Annotated in this window: 17 protein-coding genes; 2 read left to right on the forward strand and 15 right to left on the reverse strand. The window is 38.2% G+C overall.

Features of this window, described 5'->3' with window-relative positions:
- Nucleotides 1-3: 3 nt before the first annotated feature.
- Together HCG69_RS11010 and HCG69_RS11015 are read right to left on the reverse strand one after the other, a co-directional pair.
- Nucleotides 4-1,398, reverse strand: a complete 1,395-nt coding sequence (locus HCG69_RS11010; RefSeq protein ID WP_221650084.1) for a sugar porter family MFS transporter — start codon at nucleotides 1,396-1,398, stop codon at nucleotides 4-6.
- A 90-nt stretch (nucleotides 1,399-1,488) separates the two neighbouring features.
- A complete protein-coding gene (locus HCG69_RS11015) occupies nucleotides 1,489-5,439 on the reverse strand; it encodes a hybrid sensor histidine kinase/response regulator transcription factor (protein ID WP_221650085.1) in 3,951 nt (1,316 codons plus the stop codon).
- Nucleotides 5,440-5,676: 237 nt separating this feature from the next.
- Between HCG69_RS11015 and HCG69_RS11020 the strand changes: the two genes are divergently transcribed.
- Together HCG69_RS11020 and HCG69_RS11025 are read left to right on the forward strand one after the other, a co-directional pair.
- A complete protein-coding gene (locus tag HCG69_RS11020) occupies nucleotides 5,677-6,615 on the forward strand; it encodes an AraC family transcriptional regulator (protein ID WP_221650086.1) in 939 nt (312 codons plus the stop codon).
- 216 nt (nucleotides 6,616-6,831) lie between these two features.
- Entirely contained in the window at nucleotides 6,832-7,296 is a 465-nt protein-coding gene (locus HCG69_RS11025) for a cupin domain-containing protein (protein ID WP_221650087.1), read from the forward strand.
- A 176-nt stretch (nucleotides 7,297-7,472) separates the two neighbouring features.
- Here the strand turns inward: HCG69_RS11025 and HCG69_RS11030 are convergent, their stop codons facing one another.
- From HCG69_RS11030 to HCG69_RS11090, 13 genes are all read right to left on the reverse strand, one after another.
- The gene (locus tag HCG69_RS11030; RefSeq protein WP_221650088.1) at nucleotides 7,473-7,727 is read right to left on the reverse strand and encodes a hypothetical protein; all 255 of its coding nucleotides are present in this window, start codon (nucleotides 7,725-7,727) and stop codon (nucleotides 7,473-7,475) included.
- A gap of 253 nt (nucleotides 7,728-7,980) precedes the next feature.
- On the reverse strand, nucleotides 7,981-8,454 hold the full coding sequence (locus HCG69_RS11035; RefSeq protein ID WP_221650089.1) for a hypothetical protein: 474 nt from the start codon (nucleotides 8,452-8,454) through the stop codon (nucleotides 7,981-7,983).
- Between the two features lie 171 nt (nucleotides 8,455-8,625).
- Complete coding sequence (locus HCG69_RS11040; RefSeq protein ID WP_221650090.1) at nucleotides 8,626-9,096, reverse strand: energy transducer TonB; 471 nt, start codon at nucleotides 9,094-9,096, stop codon at nucleotides 8,626-8,628.
- A 373-nt stretch (nucleotides 9,097-9,469) separates the two neighbouring features.
- The gene (locus HCG69_RS11045; RefSeq protein WP_221650091.1) at nucleotides 9,470-9,832 is read right to left on the reverse strand and encodes a hypothetical protein; all 363 of its coding nucleotides are present in this window, start codon (nucleotides 9,830-9,832) and stop codon (nucleotides 9,470-9,472) included.
- On the reverse strand, nucleotides 9,822-10,571 hold the full coding sequence (locus HCG69_RS11050) for an RHS repeat domain-containing protein (RefSeq protein WP_221650092.1): 750 nt from the start codon (nucleotides 10,569-10,571) through the stop codon (nucleotides 9,822-9,824). Before HCG69_RS11050 ends, HCG69_RS11045 begins: the two co-directional genes overlap by 11 nt.
- Before the next feature lie 556 nt (nucleotides 10,572-11,127).
- Entirely contained in the window at nucleotides 11,128-11,565 is a 438-nt protein-coding gene (locus HCG69_RS11055; RefSeq protein WP_221650093.1) for a hypothetical protein, read from the reverse strand.
- 143 nt (nucleotides 11,566-11,708) lie between these two features.
- Nucleotides 11,709-11,936 carry a hypothetical protein gene (locus tag HCG69_RS11060; RefSeq protein ID WP_221650094.1) on the reverse strand — a complete coding sequence of 76 codons (228 nt, stop codon included), beginning with the start codon at nucleotides 11,934-11,936 and terminating at the stop codon, nucleotides 11,709-11,711.
- A gap of 80 nt (nucleotides 11,937-12,016) precedes the next feature.
- Nucleotides 12,017-12,244: a hypothetical protein gene (locus tag HCG69_RS11065; protein WP_221650095.1), complete on the reverse strand. Its 228-nt coding sequence runs from the start codon at nucleotides 12,242-12,244 to the stop codon at nucleotides 12,017-12,019.
- Nucleotides 12,245-12,250: 6 nt separating this feature from the next.
- Nucleotides 12,251-15,601, reverse strand: coding sequence for a DUF6443 domain-containing protein (locus HCG69_RS11070; RefSeq protein ID WP_221650096.1), 3,351 nt, complete (start codon nucleotides 15,599-15,601; stop codon nucleotides 12,251-12,253).
- Nucleotides 15,602-15,632: 31 nt separating this feature from the next.
- Nucleotides 15,633-16,808, reverse strand: a complete 1,176-nt coding sequence (locus HCG69_RS11075; RefSeq protein WP_221650097.1) for a T9SS type A sorting domain-containing protein — start codon at nucleotides 16,806-16,808, stop codon at nucleotides 15,633-15,635.
- Nucleotides 16,809-17,367: 559 nt separating this feature from the next.
- On the reverse strand, nucleotides 17,368-18,612 hold the full coding sequence (locus HCG69_RS11080; protein WP_221650098.1) for a GDSL-type esterase/lipase family protein: 1,245 nt from the start codon (nucleotides 18,610-18,612) through the stop codon (nucleotides 17,368-17,370).
- Between the two features lie 752 nt (nucleotides 18,613-19,364).
- Nucleotides 19,365-21,926 carry a glycoside hydrolase family 3 protein gene (locus tag HCG69_RS11085; RefSeq protein ID WP_221650099.1) on the reverse strand — a complete coding sequence of 854 codons (2,562 nt, stop codon included), beginning with the start codon at nucleotides 21,924-21,926 and terminating at the stop codon, nucleotides 19,365-19,367.
- A gap of 50 nt (nucleotides 21,927-21,976) precedes the next feature.
- Nucleotides 21,977-23,698 carry a VCBS repeat-containing protein gene (locus tag HCG69_RS11090; RefSeq protein WP_221650100.1) on the reverse strand — a complete coding sequence of 574 codons (1,722 nt, stop codon included), beginning with the start codon at nucleotides 23,696-23,698 and terminating at the stop codon, nucleotides 21,977-21,979.
- Between the last annotated feature and the right edge of the window lie 9 nt (nucleotides 23,699-23,707).

Below are 23,707 nucleotides of genomic sequence, written 5' to 3' on the forward strand. Positions count from 1 at the left end.
CAACTATTTTATTAATTCTTTTTCTAATTCTTCCAGACTCTTACCTTTGGTTTCGGGCAGACAGAACACCACAAAAATCCCCCCGGCAAGACAGATGATGCCATAAAGCCAGAAGGTTCCGGCAGCTCCCAATCCGCTATTCAGTACCGGGAAAGTATATGTAAGAATGAAACAAGCCCCCCACAGAGCAAATGTGCAGACTGACATAGCTACCCCCCGAACCCGGTTGGGGAAAATTTCAGAAATAATCACCCACATCGTTGTTGCCAGTGTCATCGCATAACATGCAATAGCCATCACTACAATAATGAGCAGTACAATACCGGTAATATGAAAATAATAGGCCGCCCCCATAAAAGCATAAATCACAGTCAACCCGAATGAGCCTATCAGGGTAAGCGCCTTACGCCCCCAACGATCCACCACAAACATAGCCAGAATTGTAAATATCACATTAGTGATTCCGGTCACCACAATATTCATCAACACATCCGAGACGCCATATCCGGCAGCCATGAATATCTCCTGTGCATAGTTGAATATCACATTAATGCCGCACCACTGCTGCAAAACAGCCATCACAATACCAATAATCAGCACTTTGCGCATTGCAGGACGCAACAATTGTTTAAAGCCTCCTTGTTGTTCGCCATTCGAAGAAGCCATAGCAATTGCATCCAACTCCTGGCGAGCATAATCATGCCCACCCATTCGGCTGAAGACTTTAAAAGCAGCCTCTCTATGCCCGGAAGATGCCAGCCAACGGGGACTCTCAGGAAGTATAAAACTAAAAACAAAAAACAATGCCGCAGGAACTGTCATGGCCCAGAACATCCAACGCCAACCCATTTGTCCGTTCCATGACTCACGTATCATCTCGTAAGTCGCTCCTACAGCCACCGGCTCTGCAATCTGCCAATTCACAATCTGAGAAGCAAGAATACCTAATACAACCGTCAACTGATTAATAGAGACAAAACGTCCGCGCAAATGAGCCGGAGCAATTTCAGCAATATACATAGGAGATAGACTGGAAGCTATACCAATAGCAAATCCACCTATCAATCTGAAAATATTGAAAAAAGTAAAGGAGTGAGCGGCACCTGTACCAATAGCCGTACAGATAAAAAGCCCTGCCGCCAATGTGAGAATAGGCTTCCGCCCGAAACGGTCACTCATCTTTCCGGCACTCAGTGCACCCACCAGACAGCCTATCAGTGCACTACTCATTGCCCAGCCTTGTAAGACCGGGCTATCCGCAATTTGAAAATATTGTTCGTAGAAAGGTTTGGCTCCCCCTATCACTACCCAGTCATAGCCGAAAAGGAAACCTCCCATAGCCGATATTAAAGCTATCAGGAACAGATAAAGATTTGATTGTGTTTTCATTAGGATCATACAAATATTAATCATTAATTTGATGACCGCAAAGTAACCGGGATTTAGCCTATAAAGAAATAGAGAGAATTACTTAAAGTATGGACAATTTTACTTTTCCGGTTCAATCCCCTTCCGCTTACATTCTTTTCGGAATTCATTGGGAGTTTTACCAAACTGCTTCTGAAACTGCTGAATAAAATTGCTTGTAGAGTTTATACCTACCAGTACACTCACCTCATTCACCTGGCAATCCTCCTGTGAAAGAATAGTTGCCGCACGATTCAAACGAACAAAGCGGATAAATTCCACAGGACTCATATTCACAATTCCCTTCAGTTTTTTGCTGAAATTAGAATGGCTCATACACATCTTATTAGTCAGCACTTCTACATTAAAAGCAGGATCGGATATATTCGCATTCACGATATCTACTACCTGATTCACAAAATTCTCATCAGCCTTATTAATCTCTACCTGGCCGATAGGTACCAATGGTTTAGAGTTCTGCAAGCTGATATCGCGGTTTTTATTTATTATCAGGCTCTTTAGTAAAGCCGACAAATAATTCAGATTAAATGGTTTTTCAATGTATGCATCCGCCCCGGCTTCCAGTCCTTGAATCTTTGTACTGACATCATTCTTCGATGTTAACAACACCACCAATATATGGCTGGTGTTTACCTCCGACTTCAGTTTACGGCACAAAGACAATCCATCCAGATTAGGCATGATAATATCACTCAATACAATATCCACTTTATTATGCTCTATTATATTGAGGGCCTGTACTCCGTCCGAAGCTGTCAGGATGGTATACTCCTCATATAGCTGCTCTGATAAGAAATCCACCACATCCGGATGATCGTCCACGATCAGTAAAGTCACTCTTATACTGTTTCGGTTCAGCTGAATCTGCCCGTTGCTCATTTCAACAGCCTGTACGTTCTCCGTTATTTTCTGACGAACGGGAAGTTTCAGTACAAAACAATTCAAACCTTCCATTTCCTGATAAGTTAAAGTACCCCGATGTTGTTCCACCAGGCTCCGGCAAAGCGATAATCCAATGCCTACCCCTATATTTTCCTTACTGTTTTCTGCCCTGACAAAAGGTTCAAAGATTGCCTCGTGCATATCTTTTGATACCAGCAAACCATCGTTTATGATCTCAAGTATCAAAAACTCATCATCACGGCTCACCCGCACAGTAATACGCGTATCACTATACTTGATCGCATTAAAGATGAGGTTATTCATTATCTTATCAACCGCATCCTTATCTGCAATGACACAAATATCCGGGTCTACGCGGTCCGCTATAACTTCAAAGGTTTTATTCCGTTCCAAAAGTAACACAGAGAATCGTTCTTTCAGAGATTCAATCAGATGCAAAGCCTTAATTTCTGAGAAAATCAACGGTTTATTCATATTTTCGGCAGCCTTAAAATCCAGTAACTGACTGACCAGATTCAACAGTTGTTCCACATTCTGCTTTATCAATCCCAGATAACGTTGTACATTCTTCGGGAAAAGTGCAGATTCCTGTATTACCAGATCCAACGGGCCGTTAATCAGTGTCAACGGAGTACGTATCTCATGCGTGATATTCGTAAAGAACGCCACTTTCGACTCGTAAAGTTCCTTCTCTTTTTCGATTGTATAGATGAGATTCTTTTCCTCATTTCTGCGGGCTACCCTTTTCAAATACGTACGAATCCAGTAGAAAAGTAATGAAAGTACCACCAGCACATAGATTACATAAGCCATAGGAGATGCCCACCACGGTGGCAATACATCAATGACCAACACCTTTTCAGTTTCATCCCATACTCCCATGTTATTGGCTCCCTTCACATGAAGCACATATTTTCCGGTAGTAAGTCCGGCATAAGAAATCACATTCTTATCCGTATAAATCCAATCATTGTCTACATTGCTCATACGATAAGCATAGCGATTTGCCCCAGGAGAAGCAAAACTCAATGCAACAAAACGGATACTGATATTTCGTTCATCATAATTAAGCGTGATCTTATAGTCCTTTTCATACTGGTTAATAACATTGGGAAGAAGATTCTTACCATTTACCAGAAAATCGGTGAAATAGACAGAAGGGATTAAATCATTTCTCACAAATTGCCCCGGATTAAACGAAACCAATCCATGCATCGTCCCCATAAAAATGGTGCCTTTATCTGTCATCGCCACTGAGTTATAGTTGAATCTGGAGACACTCAAACCGTCTTTCTTATCAAAGACCTGTACCTCTTTAGTATCCGGTTCCAACCGCACAAGTCCGTGATTTGTTCCAAACCAGATATTTCCATGGGCATCTTCCACTGCTCTGTAAACAATATCATCCGGAAGTCCCTCAGCAAGCGAATAGGCTTGAAAAGCCCCGTTCTGAAAACAGCAAATGCCACCACGATCCGTACTGACCCAGATGCGTCCCTTACTATCTTCTAAAATACTACTGACCGAATTCGAACTGATAGACCCAGGTTTACCGTCAGCAAGATATTGCCTCGATTTACGGGAATGAATATTGTATTTGTATAATCCACTACCCATCGCCGCAATCCAGATATTCCCTTGGCTATCCTCCATAATATCCTGTATGTATCCGTTTCCGAATTCTGTTACTCTCTCAAAACGCATCGTCCCTTTCTGCGCCCTGTATACTCCTCCACCATCACTGATCCAAATGGTACCCGTGTGATCTTCACAAAAGGCATAGATACTTTCTTCTCTCAAGCCCAGTTCAAAACTTGAATAGTGTGTTATCTTCATGGAAGGAGATATAATATCCAACCCATTCTTAAAATAACCAATCCAGATATTCCCGTTGATTTTTCGTATATAAGTGATGGGAGCTGTATGACGTGCACTAATCCTGCTAAACTCCGATGTCTTCTTATCAAAAACCGAACAGCCTTCATCTTCTGTTCCCACCCAAAGCTTCTGCATATCGGCATCCCAATACAAGCCATGAATCCACTGGCTTTGTACGCTCTGCGGATGATCATTCGGTATATAAACCGTAAAGTTCCCGGCACTACGACTCTGATAATTCAGCCCTCCGTAGAGAGTACCAACCCAGATGCCTTTCTCTTTATCAATATACATATCAGTAACTGTATTACAGCTAAGCGAGTGTGAATCAAAAGAATCGTTCCTGAATACAGTACAATTTTTAGTCAACAAATTATAGATATACACCCCATTATTTGTACCGACCCATAGTTCTTCATCCTTTGGCATCATCAAACAGCGGATCATCACATTGTCTACTTCCGGAAAGTCATGCAGAGCCAGCGTTCCTGTCTCCTTATTATACCTCAGTAATCGCCCCTCGTGTAAAGCAACAAATAAAGATTCTTTGCAGGACAGCATTGCATACACTCCTTTCCCCCGGAATACCCCGGTTTCTTCCAGTACTTGTACAAAATCATCTTTCGCTTTGTCATACCGGCAAATTCCCTGGTCAATACATCCAACCCAGACAGCACCCTGTCCGTCCACTGTCAATGACAATGGTCCTCCTTTTTCAAACACAGTGTGCCCAAAATTTGAATAAAGTTTGTATGCTTTTGTCTGTACATTCACTTTCAGTATGCCACAAGAAGGTAGAACAATCCACATATTCCCCTCCTTGTCAGCTACGATATTTGAAACCCAGTTATATAGAAAACCTGCGTCCCGAAGATTCAGCCAACGTTCCAGATAAGTAAAAGTCTCCACTACCGGATCATAGATAAAAACACCTTCATCCGTGCCTACCCACAATAGCCGGTTCATATCCTCACACAGAGCAGCCGTATTGTTATTGCGCTTATTCGCTATCGGGTCATAACAATCCAATACCTTAAACTCACACCCGTCATAGCGGTTCAGTTTATTACGCGTACTGATCCACATATATCCGTAGCTATCCTGCAATATAGCCTTTACTTCACTATGTGACAATCCGTCTTCATTATTCAAACGGGTAAAATGAACCTGTCCCAATAATGGCCAAACTGATAGATTAAGAAAAAGGATCAGACACAAAGTTGCTTTCATAGTAATACAATATATGGATACAAAAATAACTATTAAGTATTATAAAATATCTTTTTCCCGATACAAACACCGAAAAATATAAAATTTCGATACTAAAATATAATATATTCACTAAAAAAAGTACTTACACCCCACAAAATCAAAATCTGATACTTTTTCATTTTTATCGAATATCCATTGCAAAACCGCTCCTTTATATTTGCACCATGAGCAATAACCTTTAATTATTTTAATACTATGCTGAAGATCAAAGAAGGATTCAAAGGTGAACGACTGATAAGTCTTCCCTCATTCGCAATTGAAAAATTCAAAAACGACGAATTAGGCAAAGAGTTGTATTTCTCCAATATGGGTTATTTTCCAAATGCCGAATATCATTACTGCCGTAGAGAGTCGGAAAGCTCCACCAATTACATTCTTATATATTGTGTAAAAGGCGAAGGATGGCTCGAATACAATGGTAAGAAGTCAAAAGTAACAGAAGATCAATTCTTTATTATCCCTCAGGGAACCCCGCACGCTTATGGAAGCAGTAAAGGGAAACCATGGTCCATTTACTGGATTCACTTCAACGGTAAAAAAGCAGGATATTTCAGCAAAGGGTTTGATGTACCTCAGGACATGCCTTATAACTCACAGTCGAGATTTAAAAATAAGATAGACATGTTCGAAGAGATATTCAACACATTACAACAAGAAAATAGCACCGAACAGATGTCTTATGCAACCAGTGTATTCTTCCATTTCCTGGGTATTATCAGATGTTCCAATCAGAATAAAAAGGAATCAGAAACCATTAAAGAAAGTAATATCATTGATACTTCCTTAAAATTTATGCGGGAGAATCTGCACAAGCATCTCTCCCTAAAAAATATGGCAGAACATGTAAATCTCTCCGTATCCTATTTCTCCAGAATATTTATAGCCCAGACCGGTACTTCTCCTTCCAAGTATCTGGCACAACTCCGTATGGAGAAAGCCTGCCATTACCTGGAAGAGACAGAAATGAAAGTCAATCAAATCAGCCCATTGGTAGGATTTGATGACCCGCTTTATTTTTCAAGACTATTTACTAATTATCTGAAATTATCTCCCACACAGTATAGAGAAAATAAGAATAGAACCATATATTTCAGAACTACAGTACAAACATCCCATCATATTATGGCGGTATAAACACTTTAAGCATTGGGTTACACAAATCCTTACAGGATACGTAACCCAATGTATATAACCATTCAATCTCACTGGTATCTGCCGGAATAAATGAAGAGTTAATATAACTAATATATTAGTTACTTTACTTGTTACTGTTCATACATTCATATACATTTGTAATTCAGACAATATAATAGTCCTCATCCCGGACTATATTAATAAATCAGTAACCTTATGAAAGCAGCAGATTGGATAGAACATCTAAATTTACGTCGTCACCCGGAGGGAGGGTATTACAGAGAAATTTTCCGAACCGGAAAAATGGTAGATGGTAACAAACCCGCTATGACTTCCATATATTATTTATTAGAGAATAATGAAATATCAGCATTTCATAGACTTTCTTCGCCGGAAGTATGGTACTATCATGCCGGTTACCCATTAATGTTATATGTAATTCACCCTGACGGAAGATTAGTCACTCATTTGATGAATACCGATATTTCAGGTGAACAGCAAGTAGCCATCGAGCCCGGATGTTGGTTTGCCGCTGAACTGCCTTCACATTTCGGATATGCATTGATTAGTTGTGCGGTTGCTCCTGCCTTTACTTTCGATAATTTCGAGTTAGGTACATTTGATGAATTATCTAAGCTTTTTCCGGAGCACGAAGAGGTACTAAGACGATTATGTCAATAGTAATACAACACTATCGTAAATACCTTAGAAATCGGATCCCATCGTTTTTCGCAGGATATTCCCCTATATTACAAAGGATGGGAGTTTCTCCCTACCAAGGTTACTATTGAGCTAAAAGAAAGTTCGATAAACCTCACATAAACGATTAAAGTAGCTATAGCTGAATAATAAATCCCTTAGTATTGAACGCCTATCTCAGAATGATAAAGCGAGTTACCGCTACCGTTATCGTTGTGCTTCTTTATCTTATCCAAATGTTCTTCCAACTGCTCCGGACTCAATTCCCAATAATAAGGTATAGACCGGACCGCATCCGGAATATCTTTCATAAACGTACCATTCAAATCGACACCATGATATTCGTCAAAACAGAGTGTATCCTTCTGTCCTAAACCATAAGGCACATTCAGCACAGTTACTATAAATATCATTATGGTTTTGAAGTCCATCCCCTATTCTTCCTTTCTAATGCATCATTTTCACTCTTATTCTATATTCTTTGCTTACTTACTTTTTCTATTGAAGTACTATTTTCACTATAATCCTTATTGAACTGCTATATTTTTTCACCCTTTACGATTTTGAGAAGCTTCTCCATTCACTCATACTGCCACAAATAGATCATTCATGCAATATACATATGAATAATCCACTGCACTCCAAGAAATTCAATACAATAGATTTCTAATCTCCCCATATATTTTCCTTCTTTATCACCTTCCCGCCCACATTTATTCCATATACATCTGTAGATAGGTTCATAAGAATATATCCTTTCTTAGCGAGATGATTATCAAAATATTGTTTTGAAAAGATATTACTCTCCACAAGATTGATATTATAGTTAACTTTATGAATTTTCGGCTTTTTGTCTCCATAATAATCTTCGATAAATACATTCCTATTATCCAATGAATCAAGAATAATATTGGCATAAGCACCTATTCTTAATTCAATATAATCGACGCTATCAGAAAGTGATGTCTCATATCTTGTCGGACTTATAAGAACATAGAATTTACCAGGACGTTTGAAAGTAGTCACATACATATTTACTTCAGAAATATAGAACTTAAACTCTCTTTTTGTCTCTGTAAAACAAGACGACATAATACAAAGCGTTAATATCAACCATATTATAGAAATATTCTGTTTCATACTACTTCAATTTTTTTATTATGTATCTTAACCCTGGTAAAATTTAACCGTATCCAGCAGATTTAAGAAATTATGCAAGATTAAAGTGCTCTCTCGCCTCATTTTTTTATTAAATTACCATTATTAGCTCGTTGACAGATAAACGTATGCTAATTTGATTCCGCCAACGGATTATCTAAAATCTACATTTATCGTCCTTGTTAATATAACATTAACATTTTTGTTATTATATTTTCCACTTTCCCAATTTTGCATTAACTCTAATGCTTTTAATCCTGCCTTTTCAAAATCAGTTAGTTTTTTTTCCTTATTGTAAATTCTTACACCAATTACTTTCCCTTTTGTATCAATAACAAACAGAACTTTAAGTTTGGTTTGAATATCTTCATATGGTTTAAAACTATAACTAAAATTATCTCTAAAATCTTTTATAAAAGTATCATCACCACCCTTGTAATTGGGCATTTGTTCAACAAAGGTATATACGTATTTCTTTGTCAAATCATCATACTGTATAGCATCATTTGTTTGTTGGTCTCTTACAGAATAACAAGACAACATGGAAAATACAACAACAATGAATAAGCTGCATTTATTTACGACCAACAGGTACACCTGGGGAATTAAGCCAATAATTCTCATAATATTGTTTGTATAAATTTTTATTTCATTAGTGATTTAAATATTTTTTACACCCACAAACATTGATATTGAAATAATAAAATTCACAATAGTTATCATAAAAAACATTGTTTTAATGAGAATATCATGTATAAAAACGGAACTTATAATAGCGATAAATGCAAAAAGTACAGTATATGCGATAAATAGTAACGATAAAATCATACGATTCCGACTATTGGAACAAAAAAAAGCATATATACATAATAATATAATTGCAATGGCTGTTATGACTGGGAGTAAACCATAACCTTTTATTCCAAAAAGTAATATAGCCTGCACTATCCAATAGCCCAACTTTAAATTCCAGAATATTTTATACTTTAACTGCATCTTATTTTTTTCTATTTATTATTTGACCATTAGGATTGTACCTTATTATTGACTTAAAAGTACAACTAGGCAAATAAGGCTTCATGTCAATCACATATTCTTTTTGCCTAAACTGTCGTTGCACAATACGTATATTATTCCTTGCCGTTTTGATTCCCGCTGCATTTAATGCTTTCTGAGTAACTGTAGCGCATTGATTAGGATTAAAAGGATTAAAGCTATATTCTTCATTTTCACTTATAGAAACAAATGTCTCTCTCGCTATATTATCCTGCTCTGCTGTGGTTGGCAATATGTACCCCTCAGAATATCCATAAGAATTAATGTTCTCATCATTCTTATCACCAGCTTGATTAATATTCACTGTCCATAAATTCTTGAGGAGAGCTAAAAAATCCTTTACTCAAGTCATCCGATTCACGTCCACCTGTATGATTTTCTGATGCATATACATTATCTCCATTAACAGAATAGTATTGCCATAACCCTTCATTATTTTGTATAAGCATTGCTATGTGCTGATTTAAACCATATCCCAGATTCAAAATAGTAGTGCTATCACCTTTAATATCAATATTTCTCATCGGATTATTCGCACAATACACATACGGACTTATCGAATAGTACTTTTCACACAACGGATCTATCGAAGTAAACCGCGATATAAGCGGATCCTGCCAGCGTCCTGTGAAGTCATATTCATTCAGCCCATGCATGCTCACCAATTCTTTCCCACCAAACATATAAGGTTGACGACTCTGCTCAGAACTACGGTCAAACAGAACACCGGAGGGGTAATATTCAAGAGACTGATCCTGGTAATAGCCCTGAGAATTACGGGTGATACGAACATTACCCAAATGATCATGGACATAGTAATAATAAGCATAGTTACGACGGGAGTCAATGCCTACATGATCAGCACCGATATAACCCTCGGGAGTTTGAGCCATAAACATCTCAGGGGTACTTTTTTGCCAAGTACAATACATGTAATGACCGTTCCATTCATCCGTAGCTTTGCTATAAGAAGCATTACTATGATAAACAGAATCCTGTGGAACAACTATCCCTATCGTATATATTTTATAAACGGTTTTCATTGTTCAATCCCAATATATTCATTATATTAACAACCAATAGATACACACTCATGACCACTCATTTATCTTGAATGTTCTCGAAAGAGCTGTTGGCTTTACGTGTAATTCTACATCCAATCAATAATCCAAATAAAAACAATAGTAAGTAATTGAATAGAATAGATTCCTTATCTAAAAAAAACAGAAAATAAATCGCACAATAATAACAAAATACTTGAACAATTATCACATATGATTTCAAATAGAAGTTCTTAACTCTTTTCTTCGTAGGCTTTTGACTCTTGTTGTTATGTTTTAACTCATTAAAGAATTCGAATATCCATCCTATAAATAAGAATACGGATAAAATCAACAATATTAGTTTTATAACAATAAGATAAGAGAAATTTGCTATATATTGATACAAAACACAATAAGTAATTATTAAAGTAATCGTAGGGATAAATAACTTTCTACCTACATTAATAAAAAAATCTTTCATAAACAAACTTTATTCATTAAACATCCATTTTTTGAATTTCTCCCATAATCCCTGGTCATCTTGTACCGGTTGTGTTTAAGAGGTTTTAGCCCTTTCTTCATGTGCTTCAATCGCATCTTTATTAGGATCTGGGTTAGTCAACTCCAATACACTCCTAACACCACCAGCAACGATTACAACACCAATAGCCGTTTTTGTCCCTTTTTGACCATCATTAGGATCTCTTTTAGGTGCAGGATCACCATTTGGCATAGTACCTGATATATTAGTATCAATACTTTGGGCAATATTCGCTTGTTCTTGATTTCGCTGATCTCTTGCATCCCTTTCACGTTTTCGCTGGTTATTATATTCCGGAGAAACTACAGAATTTTGGTTTACAACACTCTTAATTCCATCAAGTAATGATTGCTGTGCTTTTGCTGCTTGTTCAGGACTTAGAAAATAATTATAACTATAAGTGGCAGTCGCAGTGGTAGCTGTGGCTATTGTTGTGGCATCCGTAACTCTCACTGCCGTAGCTGCTACTCTTGCTGCCCTATAAGCCTTATATCCTCAATATGCCTTGTATAATGCCAATATTGGGTTTCTCCCATCTAAGCAAAACATACAAAAGAACTTTTTTGTATTGATAATTTAAAACCATAAAAAGACTATTACTCAAACAGTGATCGTACCCACTCCATTGGAATACCAATAAAATTATCATAACCTACAATATGATTATTCAGAGCAATTAATATTATAAGTGCAATAGCCACTGCAATAACAACCCATGTTGCTAATTTATCATACCATTTTTCAGGTTCTATCTCACGACTTTTATTAAATCTTTTTATATGAGTATTTTTAGTTGTCCACTTTTTATTCTTTCTCTTTTTCATAATTCATTATTATTAACCAAATTCCTCCTACCTGTCACATTGACTGAAATAGAAAGTATAAGCAATACACATTATACAAACTAATCAAGTAGTGATCGCATCCACTCTATTGGCATACCAATAAAACGATCATAGCCTACAATATGGCTATTTAAAGCACGTAATATTATAATTAAAATGGCCAATGCTATAATAATCCATGTTCCCCATTTAAAATACCATTTTTCAGGTTTTATATCAATACTTTTATTTTCTTTTTTTATATGAGTATTTTTAGTTGTCCACTTTTTATTTTTTCTCTTTTTCATAATTCATCATCGTTGATTAAATTCTGGTAAAAATCTTCTTTCTTGTTGAGTAGATTGAAAAGCATTTGGATTCGTAAAAAATTCAATCATTATTAAATCTTTGGGTGATAATCCTAACTTTTTCTGTATAGTAGCTTTTCGCTCTGCAGACATCTCTACCATTTCCTCTAACGATTTGCCAGTAAAGTCAAGTTCACCTAAACTCTCATTCATCTCTGTAGCCTGAGTCTCATAACTAAGTTGCTGTATTGCCAAATCAGGATCATTAATCACAAGTTCTGTACTATTTTGGATGACACCATCTTCGCCATACTTCACTGTAGAAACAAGACTTGCTAACTTGTTCTTAAAATCTATATGCGCATCAGTAAATTCCGCAACACCAGTAGCAAAATGAGCTATTGCATTATTATTACTCATCTGCACACTATTTCCTCCCGCTGTATTTACTGTTAGCAAAAAAGATTGTGGTTCCATTGCTACTGTTCCTCTCAACCCATTCCCTGTATAAGAGAGGTTTGTAGTTTGCATATAAGATTGTGGTTTAGCGCCTCCCGGATAAAAAGTATAAGGATTTGGTCTTCCGCCGTTTCTATATCCTCTTCTAACCGGTGGTCTTACCGGTCTGGGCTGCTTTCCATCCGGATCAAAATATTTGATCGGGTTATTAAAACAATACACATACGGACTTATCGAATAGTATTTCTCACACAACGGATCTATCGAAGTAAAACTCTGTATAAGCGGATCCTGCCGCCGTCCTGTAAAGTCATATTCATTCAGCCCATGCATGCTCACCAGTTCTTTCCCACCAAACATATAAGGTTGACGATAAAGGTCAACACTACGGTCAAACAGAACACCGGAGGGATAATATTCCAAAGACTGATCCTGGTAATAGCCCTGAGAATTACGGGTGAGACGAACATTACCCAAATGATCATGGACATAGTAATAATAAGCATAGTTACGGTGAGAATCAATGCCTACATGATCTGCACCGATATAACCTTCGGGAGTTTGAACCATAAACATCTCAGGGGTACTGTTTTGCCAGGTACGATACATGTAATGCCCGTTCCATTCATCCGTAGCTTTGCTATAAGAAGCATTACCATGATAGACAGAATCCTGGGGAACAACTATCCCCGTACTATATGTTTTATAAACGGTTTTCACCTTTCTACCGTCAGCCAAATAACTATTTATAATCTGATTCCCATTCTGGAATTGAACGGTATCCGGCAAATTTAAGAAATTATACCGCGTAGAAACAACTCCCTTATCTAAATTCTTAATTAAATTACCGTTAGTATCATAATAGTATTCAATGGCTGCATCTGACAAATCAGGATAAGACATACTGCCAAAATCATAACTATAACCGGATATAGGATTTCTTAAAGATACATTTTTTATCTGGTTGCCTGTGTACCGGATTTCCAACGCATCTATTTTACTACTATTCAGTCTGCGTTCCAGATAAGTAATATTGCCCATCTTGTCATACATATAAAACTCATGATGCGGCACCCTGATTCCCTGACTGTCATAAGCATTGGCAGCCGACAGACGACTTAATCCATCATAGAGAAACTGATAAGTATATTTATTCCCGTTTTGATGATATTTTATAGCGGATATATTGCCATTATAACAAGGGTCCGCATCGGTAAATGAACCGGTATTGTAAAACAGCTCCTCTTCAAATCCCCGACTTTTTATGGATAAGGTCCAGTTTCTTATATTATATGTATACCGCACGGTATCTTGCCCGTCATGGCGTTTCTTCTCCTGTAGCCTGCCATAATTATCGTAGATCAACTCGGAAAGCAAGACTCTCTGTCCGCCATTATGAGTGTGATAGGTTTTTATTAATCTCGAGGCATTATCATAGTCATATTCGTAAAGTTCCTGCTGATGATTCTCAGCCCGGGGATCACCGGGAAGATAGGGATAGATATAATAGGAGGAAGAATGCAGATATTTCCTGAGTAATGGCTGACCGGTGAAGTTATACTTGGTTTGGCAAAGATTAGAGTGCTCGTACGGGGCCAGCTTACTCACCGTCTGTATCTCCCGCCCTCTCACATCATAATAATGCGCAATAAATTCTCCTTTCTTCAAATCATCCAATTGACGGACATACGTTCCCGTCAATAGCCCCTGAGCACTTTCATGCCTGATACCAAACGAAGCATCTTCCACATAATCCATCACATAGGTATTGAAACAATCCAAAGAAAGGAAATCATACCGGTCGTAATAGTTAGCCAACAGCACCTTAACTTTATAGCCCGACAAAACAGGGGCTTCGTATCCCAACAAGTTATCTGCTTTGCTGAGATCAGAAGAACAATTCGTGCTGAGTGTTCCTTTGAATAAGACATCCTTGTAGTCATTTGCCAATTGCTCCCTCGAACGTTGTGTTTGAATAGTTCCCGTTACAACAACCCGATTGAGGGCGTCATATAGCATAAAACTCCACTCCTGTTTTGCACGTTGCACGCCACTTTGAGAAAGAATCGGATGATCTGCCCTGTCGTACACATACCATATAGGCTCACAACCCGGCAGAGTCTTCTCAACACACCGGTTGCGGGTATCATATTTATATTGATAACCATATAAAGAAAGATCGGGCGTATCCTGATAGGCAGGAGGAAGTACAAAACGCATGTTACCAAAATCATCATATACATAGTAAGTATCATAAGGCTCACCACTAACCAATTGCCTGGTTAAAACGACTTGTCCAAGCATATCCGTGAAGGAGTAGGATAGACGCCCGTCCTCGTCTGCCGCCTGATTAACGTATAATGAACCGGCGGCATAATTGCCATTCTGCACCAATGAACCGGAAGTGTCCACTTTATATAATTTACAGCAAAGCGTACCGGTAGCAGTATTTATCAGATAGTCTGTTGATACCGGATGGGTTGCCCAAGCTGTACCAGGACCATATTGTTTGACAATACGATTCAAAGGAGAAGCTTCATAAACAGATTCACTGTAAGGCCGGGAATCGGAATAACTGGAATAAATACTACCTTTTATGTTTTGAGGCGATAAATAATCTGAAGAGGTTACATATGGCAACCAGGATATGGATTCACGCCCCACTCCGTCATATTCCTGAAGGGTGGCAAGATTGGTACCCGAAGGGGTCACATTTTTTTGTACATTCAGGAACGGACGCCCCAGACCATCATAATACTGTATCGTTTCAAGACATTTGGAAGGGTCACTTTCGTGTAGCATGACGCGGGTACGGATATAGTTTTGATTAATATCCTGAGAAAAGCCACAGGCAAAAACAAATACAAACAGAATTGCCAATATACCGGTACGTTTCATAAGTGTGTTGTTTTTAAGGAAAGAATAATGATTATCGTTTCAGAATCTTCTCGCCGTATGCTTTATCACCTACAACGATACGCAACAGGTATTCTCCGCCCGGTAGACCATCCAACGGAAACTGTTTTTGATAACTGCCTTCAGCCTGACAGGCTTTCTGTATGGAGGATTGTTGACGGCCCTGAATGTCATACAAACCGAGAGTCACATCCGAACCAACTTTCAGGGTATAATTCAAGGATACCACATGATCACTTAAAGTGAAGGTGTAATGAATAAATTCATCCTCATATCCGTGACCGTTATTCTCATTTTCAGGAGCTCCCTGGATAAAAGATTCCGGCTGTTTATCCGCCTCTATCCGATCCCGTTTCTCCTGATTATCAGAATCTTCGTTTAAGCCATAGTATTGTTCCTCAGGAGGATAATAAAAGGAGGTTGAGAAATGAGTCGATTTCTGGCCGGATGTACAAATGGCACTGTTTATGCTTTCAAAAACAGGATAACGATAACCTTCCGCATACCAGCGCCAGGTGTCAATTTGGAAATAAGAAGAATCATTAGCCAGATGCAAATTAACACTGTCGCGATAACAAACCGCAGAAGGTAAAGTATCCAAACCGGCAGTAATACTTACGAATCCCGGACTCATCTGCTCAAAGATTAACTTGCGGGTATGAATTCTCAGGACATGCTGCAAAGTATCCCCGCCAGGAAGGACCATCATGCCGGTAGCATCTGCCGTAACCGTAGAATTACCACAAATATCAATTTTCATACGATTGCAATAATTACCCTTTCCACCGAAAAAATTGGTAAAGGTACGCCCATAAGGAAAGGGAAATACAAGTAAAGCTTCGGGCTCACAATACATGATGCGGGTAGTAGGGTTCTCATACCCGGGAGTAAAAAGAGTATCACCGCACAATTGGTAATAATACATCGTACGGTGCTCGATACCGATAATGGTATCCGAATCAGAATGGAGAGAGGTATATCTGAGCTTATAGTTCGCATTTTTATTCTCTAACTCACTGAAATCCCAAACGATTCCCAGGCCTTTTGATCCGGGAGATTTATAGGACACTTCCTGTTTCTGAAGATGATCACCGGAACGGGGAAGATTTGTTGCAATCCCGAGAGAATGCTGTGAAAACAGCTGAATTGGAATAATAACAGACAATAAAAAGAACAGTAGTGATTTCATAATTATGTATGTTTAGCTATTAACATACACAAAAAAGAAAATAGAACTTCATATAAATAAAATTACGTCTTTTCGTTTTTTTGCATGTGTTTACAAATATACACATATAAACCATACACTACATCATAATCAAACATGTTTTACAACAGACACATAAGCATACATTCAGCCTTCTCTATTAAAATACGAATATATTTAAAATAACCATTCTTTTCTCCTCCTGCATTTCAATAATTTATTTACAGATACTAGGTCTCATCACATTATGACATGGAATAAATGCATAAAATCACCGGATTACACCATAATAATAAAAGGTATAATCCGGTTTAACAATCACATAATCTAAATCTTCATTCAAAAATATAGCACAGACATTCGATCTCACTAATATCTGGCAGATATAAATACAGAGTTAATATACTCTTCACCTTCCATACATATTAGAATAATATTTGTAATTCAACTATATTATAACTCTTGATCCGAATGCCTGAATTCATAAATAAACCAGTTACTTTATGAAATTACACCCTAAAAGCAAAACTTTATTCTGCTTTTATTTAACTGAAAGCATTCTAAAAATTTCATTTGCAATCAATTTTGCTCCCGCAGCATCCGGATGTACACCATCTTTTTGGAAACACTCATCATGTCCCGAAACAGCAGTATAAATATCAATCAACACTAATTCTCTATCTTTCACTACCTCTTTTAGTATAGGAATTACCCCATTAAATACCACATCATCAGTAATACCATAATTACTTTTATAAACTTTACAGGGAGTACATACATAAATAGCAGAAACAGAAGGGAGTTCATTAAATTTATCAATCAAATAATTAGCATCACTTTTAAATTCGCTTTTATAAGTCCAGTTCATAGGTTTCGTATCATTAGTACCCAACTTTATTATAACAATATCCGGAGCAAATTCTATAGCTTTTGTATATTCTGCTTGATTCACATAAGGCCTATCCCCCTTCCTTAACAACGTCGCACCACTTTTTCCAAAATTACCTACATTATATCCATTCCCCAATAAGTGAGATAGCTGTGTAGGATAGCAATCATTTACCCGATCCGTCAACATAGAGCCAAAAGTAATACTATTACCAACACAAGCAACTTTTATAACATCTTTAATGGTGATGGTAAAATTCAGTTTTGCAACGGCATTATTATTAGTTGCTGAGATTTCTATATTTTCTATATGCACAGAAGTCACTTTAGGAGCAGTTCCTGATAAAACAGCCGTTCCATTTCCATTGTCTTTTAAAGTTAACCAATCCGGCACATCATCAGCAATAATTTTAGTATCTCCATCGGGGTCAATAACCGAAGTCTTTATTGTATAACTAAAATCATATCCACCGGGCAATAATACGGGAGTAGTTATAGGTACAATATTTATAAGTGTTTCTTTAGGAATATAAGAGACAGTCAACTTAAACGATTGAGTAACTTCTTTCCCATTATTTATTGCATGGATAATAATATCTGAAGAAGAAGCCTCTTCCGGAGCAACTCCTTTAATCTCTGCCGTGCCATCACCTGCATCACTAAAAACAGCCCATGAAGGGACTCCTGTAGCCGTGATAACAGTAGTTCCGTTAGGATTGACTACTTCCGTAGTAATTATATAATGATAAAGTTGTTTCCCCTCTACAACAGTTATAGGTGTAGAACTAATTGAAAGTGTAGTTTCCGGTAACAGTTCGTCTTCTGTATCTTTACATGCTGTAAATGTGAGTAACAAAAGTGCCATACAGGCTAAAAAAAATCTTCTGAATATTTCCATAATATACAATTTTAAAATCAACATTAAACTTCAGAAAATCACACAAAAATAGTTTAATAGATTTTCTAAATTAATTGTTTCATAACAGTTTTACGAGCTCGATTATATCACAAAGATAGACTGCCCATACAATGTCGCATAAAAATAATATATCAAATACTAACAGAATCATATCAAAAAACAACATGAGACAGTCCAAAAAAGAAATGGAACAAAAGTATTATATTAATAAAAGAATTACTTCCCACTCTAAGTATCCCAATATATATCGTAGTTTAACATATACACATCAGATACACTAAATAAATCTCGGATATACTTCAATGTAATAACCGTATTGAAGAGTTCCTTACCCACTGCAATAGACTCTATCATATTTGCTGGAAACAGACATTATAACTAAGCAATAAACATATACTGTCTTGTACTTAACATAGTACACTTTCTTCTTACAAATAATATGCTTTCTCTATCCATCATCTCCAAAGGTAAGAATCAAGAACATCCCCATGTTCTACAATAAAACATGGGGATGTTCTTGAGTAAAACACCCGGATGTTTTCAACAATAACACCCGGATGTTTTATAATAAGAAATCATATAACAAGCGCACAACACACTATGTAATAAACATTTAAATACTATACACTTAATCATTGCTAATATATACACTTTAGCGGAGCTATTTCTCCACTTACAGGAACAAGATATACTCCCCTCTTCAACAAATTATCTTATCTGAATTACCTTAACTAGAGGTCTTTCAGAATTTGCTGAAGCTGTATAGCATCGGAGGCACTACCAACCATAAACAGATAATCACCCGAAGGAGTAAAGAATTCGCCTTTTGCTTCATCCCAGAATCTCAATTCAGATTTCGGAACAGTCAAAATCACCTGTCTGCTTTCTCCTTTCTTCAGATGTACCCGCTCAAAACCTTTCAACTGTTTTAAAGGCATCTTTACAGACGAATCTGTTCCCTGGTATTTTACGTATAACTGAGCAACTTCATCGCCTTCATACTTTCCGGTATTTTTCAATGTGAAACTTACTTTCACAGTATCACCGGAAGAATCAATATTCAGTTTTTTATAAGAAAAAGTGGTATAACTTAGTCCGTAACCAAACGCATACAACGGCTTGCCTTCAAAGAACTGATAAGTACGCCCTTTACGAATATCATAATCATTGAATGCAGGCAGTTCGTCCAAACTGTTGTAATAGGTTAATGGTAATCTTCCGCCAGGATTATAATCTCCAAACAGAACCTCGGTTATAGCAGTACCTCCCGCCTCTCCGGGATACCAGGCATTGACAATAGCAGGAATATGTTCATCCATCCAGTTTATGGCCAATGAACTACCAGCAACCAAAACGACCACCGTATTCGGGTTTATTTTATAAGCCTCTTCGATAAATGCTTGTTGCTCTTTCGGAAGTTCTATTGAAGAACGGTCTTGTCCTTCCCGCTCAATGGATTGATTTATTCCCAATACAGCAACCGTCAAATCACATTTTCTCATAATATTTCCGGCTTCTCCGTACAAGTCAATCACCGCTCTTTGATCGGTATCGGGTACACGCCAATACAACTTTGCAGATGCACTGCCTCCACCATCAAAATATTCAGCAACGAGTTTATACTTTTTCCCCTTCTCTAAAGACAAAGATATACTATCCGTCTCTACACTTCGGTTATGCCATGAATCTATAATTTTCTTTCCGTCAATATACAACCGGCAACCATCGTCTGAAGTAAAAGCCAATGTATACTTCCCCGAAGCAGTAGGCACGAGGTCGCCGCTCCAACGGATAGACAATGGAGATTTCGGTAAAAAAGGATCCGGAGCTTGATTGATCGGTTCAAAGTTGATATTATCGTCTATACGTACTTTAGGAGTACCTGTCAAATCCTTATTATCATAGTATTCTGCCTTCAGACCATTCGGAAAATACGATTTCGTTATCATATCATATCCTGAAACTGAAGAGACCCAAGGAGTATACACAACCTCAACCTGATCGCCCAATCTGTTTCTAAGACCTTCAAGCACCGATACAGGATGATTAACCGGAGTTCCGCTATAATCACCAAATTCGCAATTTCCTGCATTTATCCCCACTACGGCTATCGATTTTATCTTTTTAGGATTTAAAGGAAGAAAATTCTTTTCATTCTTCAACAGGACAATGCTCTGACGAGCTGCCTCAAGAGCCAATTTACTGTGTTTCTCGCAACCGATTACCGAAGGCGATATCTTATTGTAAGGATTCAAATCCGGATCATCGAACAATCCCAGGCGCATACGTCCTCTTAATACACGATAAGCTGCAGAATCTATTTCTGCTTCAGTAACCATATACTGTTTATAAGCGTTGAGTAAAGGTCCTATATAGACATTATCCCCGCATTCAAGATCCAGCCCGGCTTGTATGGACAAAGTAGCGGCAGTCTCCAACGTTTTTACATATTTATGATCTGTGAACAAGAGACTCGGGCCTCCGCAGTCAGAAACCACATATCCATCGAATCCCCAATCATGACGAAGCACCTTCTTCAACAACCAATTATTCAGTGTACAGGGAACATCATTAATAGCATTATAAGCAGTCATTATAGAAGCGGCTTTCCCCTCCGTAATACACTTTTCAAATGTGGGCAAATAATATTCCCGCAGATTCTTTTCACTGATAATGGCATTACACTCAAAACGATTATGTTCCTCATTATTGGCTACAAAATGTTTAGGGGTCGACACCGTTTTCAGATAACGAGGATCATCTCCCTGCAATCCTCTGACGAATGAAACGCCCAACTTGCCCGACAGAAAAGGATCTTCACCATAAGTCTCCGGAGTACGTCCCCAACGCGGATCTCTTGCCATATTTACGGTAGGAGACCAGAATGTAAGCAAATCACTAAATTGTGCCGATTGTTTCTTACCACGTTCCAATTCATTCCACCTTGCACGAGCCTCATCAGAGATTACCGTTGATATTTCATGCAATAGTTGTGGATTCCACATCGCAGCCAATCCGATGGCTTGCGGAAATACAGTAAAGTTTCCCGGACGCAGAACTCCATGAAGGGCTTCATTCCCATGATAATATTTATCTATGTTAAGCCGGGGAATACCCGGTGAAGTGGCACGTAATAATGAAATTTTTTCTTCAACGGTCAGTTTTGACAATAAATCAAGGATACGTTCATGCTGAGAGGCATCCATATTCAGATAAATGTCTCTGTTATTTTGTGCCTGAGTTGAAAAAACACAAATCACACTTACTACAATCAGTAATAATCTTCTATTCATTTTTTATTATTCTTTTGGTTTTACGATAGCACAAATACACCCAATCATTACTAATACATACACTTCAGCGGTGTTCTTTCTCCACTCACAGAAACAAGATATACCCCTCTTTCCGACAAAGGAATAACCGTATTAGAAAAACCGGTATTCACAGTTCTACCGTCCATAGTATACACAACTACTTTGTGATTATCCATACCACGAACCATTACTCCGGTATCTACCGGAACAACCCTGAAATGATCGGATGATGCGATTGACCGAATGCCGGTCGCAACAGATAAACCGGCGGTTGCAAACTTACTACCGGCGTACGACTGATCCAACGCCTGAACACCTACAGTATATCTACCATTGCCGAACACACGCATCCGATAGGAGTTGAGGGCGGAAGAGAGAGAAGTTTGTAAGTCGGTACCTACTTTCAGCCTACCGGTTTCAATATCTACCGGAATCATTGTATATAATTCTCCGGTCGTTTCGTTACGAACATAAATATTGTAACGCAAAGCAGCTTCCGACGTTTCCTTATCAGAACCGGGTAGCCAGGAGATAACAAGTTCATCACCTTCCATCACAGCCGTAACTTTGGATGGCGGTTCGGGAAAAGTATTTCCGGAAAGTCCTACCTTTTGCGGATTATTCTCATAAACGCGTAACGGAGCCGTATAATAGGAGGCAGGAGCCTTCTCGTAAGTACCCACATAGCCGCCAACAATCAAGTCCATATTACCATCTCCATTGACGTCACCCATGTTAATACCACCATCCTGATTGACAGGAACCACCGGATAGGATTTATCCATAACAAACTTACCCTCCCGCGTCTGATAATAAATACGGTTTCTAAAACCGGAGCCATCACTGGGTTCTCCATTGATCACCATATCCATCAGCCCATCGCCATTAAAATCGGCAACCAACGGATTGGCACGGCTCACTCCCAGAATATTACTTTCTTTTTCGGATACATACCGATAGATGCATTTACCATCTTTATCTACAGTGCTATAATACAAAGAAGAGAGACAGACCCAACCGTCTCCGTTTCCGGTACTGATGATATCCAATGTACCGTCGCCATTAATATCTGCAAGTGTAGACTGTCCCTGAAAAGCTCCGCGAATATTTGAAGGCGTTTCATCCACAAACGAACCGTCACGTTTATTAATATACGTTTTAAGCGCAGTAGAAGTTTTGTCACTATATCCGGTGAACTCAATATCGAGCCAACCGTCATTATTCAGGTCACCAAACAGGACCGATCCATTGGTAGCTGCCTCAAACACCTGTTGTTCCTGACGAATAAAGGCACCACTTCCACGATCATTGAGATACAGATCAATGCGGCGTCCGTTGTGATAACTCATCACAACTACATCCGTATATCCGTCATGGTTATAATCGCCTACGGATACAGGATTGAAAAATCCTTCATCCTTGTATGGCAGAAAACCCGGAGCAGCAACTTTCTCAAAACGATATCCATTCTCTTCTCCCAGATTCCGGTACAAAGCAACTATTTTAATATCACTACTGACATTCCAGTCTCCTCCCTGCCCCATGATCAGCAAATCAAGATTTCCGTCATTGTTATAATCAAAAAAGACAGCATTCGTATAGGTACTTACAGCCAGATAAGAGTCTTTCTCAAGGGTGAAAGTACCATCACCATTACGCCGGGCGAGGATAGCTAATTCATCCCAGACATGAGCAACAGCTCCGATGCACGGTAACGTTGCAAGCAAACAAGCAATTAATCTCTTTTTCATAAACCACTC

Origin of the sequence: Bacteroides sp. K03 (assembly GCF_019734355.1) — a bacterium.
GTDB classification, from domain to species: domain Bacteria; phylum Bacteroidota; class Bacteroidia; order Bacteroidales; family Bacteroidaceae; genus Bacteroides; species Bacteroides nordii.

Bases quoted from the DNA above. Each gene is read 5' to 3' on its own strand.
- HCG69_RS11010 (WP_221650084.1), bottom strand. From the start codon at position 1,398: ATGATCCTAATGAAAACACAATCAAATCTTTATCTGTTCCTGATAGCT.
- HCG69_RS11015 (WP_221650085.1), bottom strand. From the start codon at position 5,439: ATGAAAGCAACTTTGTGTCTGATCCTTTTTCTTAATCTATCAGTTTGG.
- HCG69_RS11020 (WP_221650086.1), top strand. From the start codon at position 5,677: ATGCTGAAGATCAAAGAAGGATTCAAAGGTGAACGACTGATAAGTCTT.
- HCG69_RS11025 (WP_221650087.1), top strand. From the start codon at position 6,832: ATGAAAGCAGCAGATTGGATAGAACATCTAAATTTACGTCGTCACCCG.
- HCG69_RS11030 (WP_221650088.1), bottom strand. From the start codon at position 7,727: ATGATATTTATAGTAACTGTGCTGAATGTGCCTTATGGTTTAGGACAG.
- HCG69_RS11035 (WP_221650089.1), bottom strand. From the start codon at position 8,454: ATGAAACAGAATATTTCTATAATATGGTTGATATTAACGCTTTGTATT.
- HCG69_RS11040 (WP_221650090.1), bottom strand. From the start codon at position 9,096: ATGAGAATTATTGGCTTAATTCCCCAGGTGTACCTGTTGGTCGTAAAT.
- HCG69_RS11050 (WP_221650092.1), bottom strand. From the start codon at position 10,571: ATGAAAACCGTTTATAAAATATATACGATAGGGATAGTTGTTCCACAG.
- HCG69_RS11060 (WP_221650094.1), bottom strand. From the start codon at position 11,936: ATGAAAAAGAGAAAGAATAAAAAGTGGACAACTAAAAATACTCATATA.
- HCG69_RS11065 (WP_221650095.1), bottom strand. From the start codon at position 12,244: ATGAAAAAGAGAAAAAATAAAAAGTGGACAACTAAAAATACTCATATA.
- HCG69_RS11070 (WP_221650096.1), bottom strand. From the start codon at position 15,601: ATGAAACGTACCGGTATATTGGCAATTCTGTTTGTATTTGTTTTTGCC.
- HCG69_RS11075 (WP_221650097.1), bottom strand. From the start codon at position 16,808: ATGAAATCACTACTGTTCTTTTTATTGTCTGTTATTATTCCAATTCAG.
- HCG69_RS11080 (WP_221650098.1), bottom strand. From the start codon at position 18,612: ATGGAAATATTCAGAAGATTTTTTTTAGCCTGTATGGCACTTTTGTTA.
- HCG69_RS11085 (WP_221650099.1), bottom strand. From the start codon at position 21,926: ATGAATAGAAGATTATTACTGATTGTAGTAAGTGTGATTTGTGTTTTT.
- HCG69_RS11090 (WP_221650100.1), bottom strand. From the start codon at position 23,698: ATGAAAAAGAGATTAATTGCTTGTTTGCTTGCAACGTTACCGTGCATC.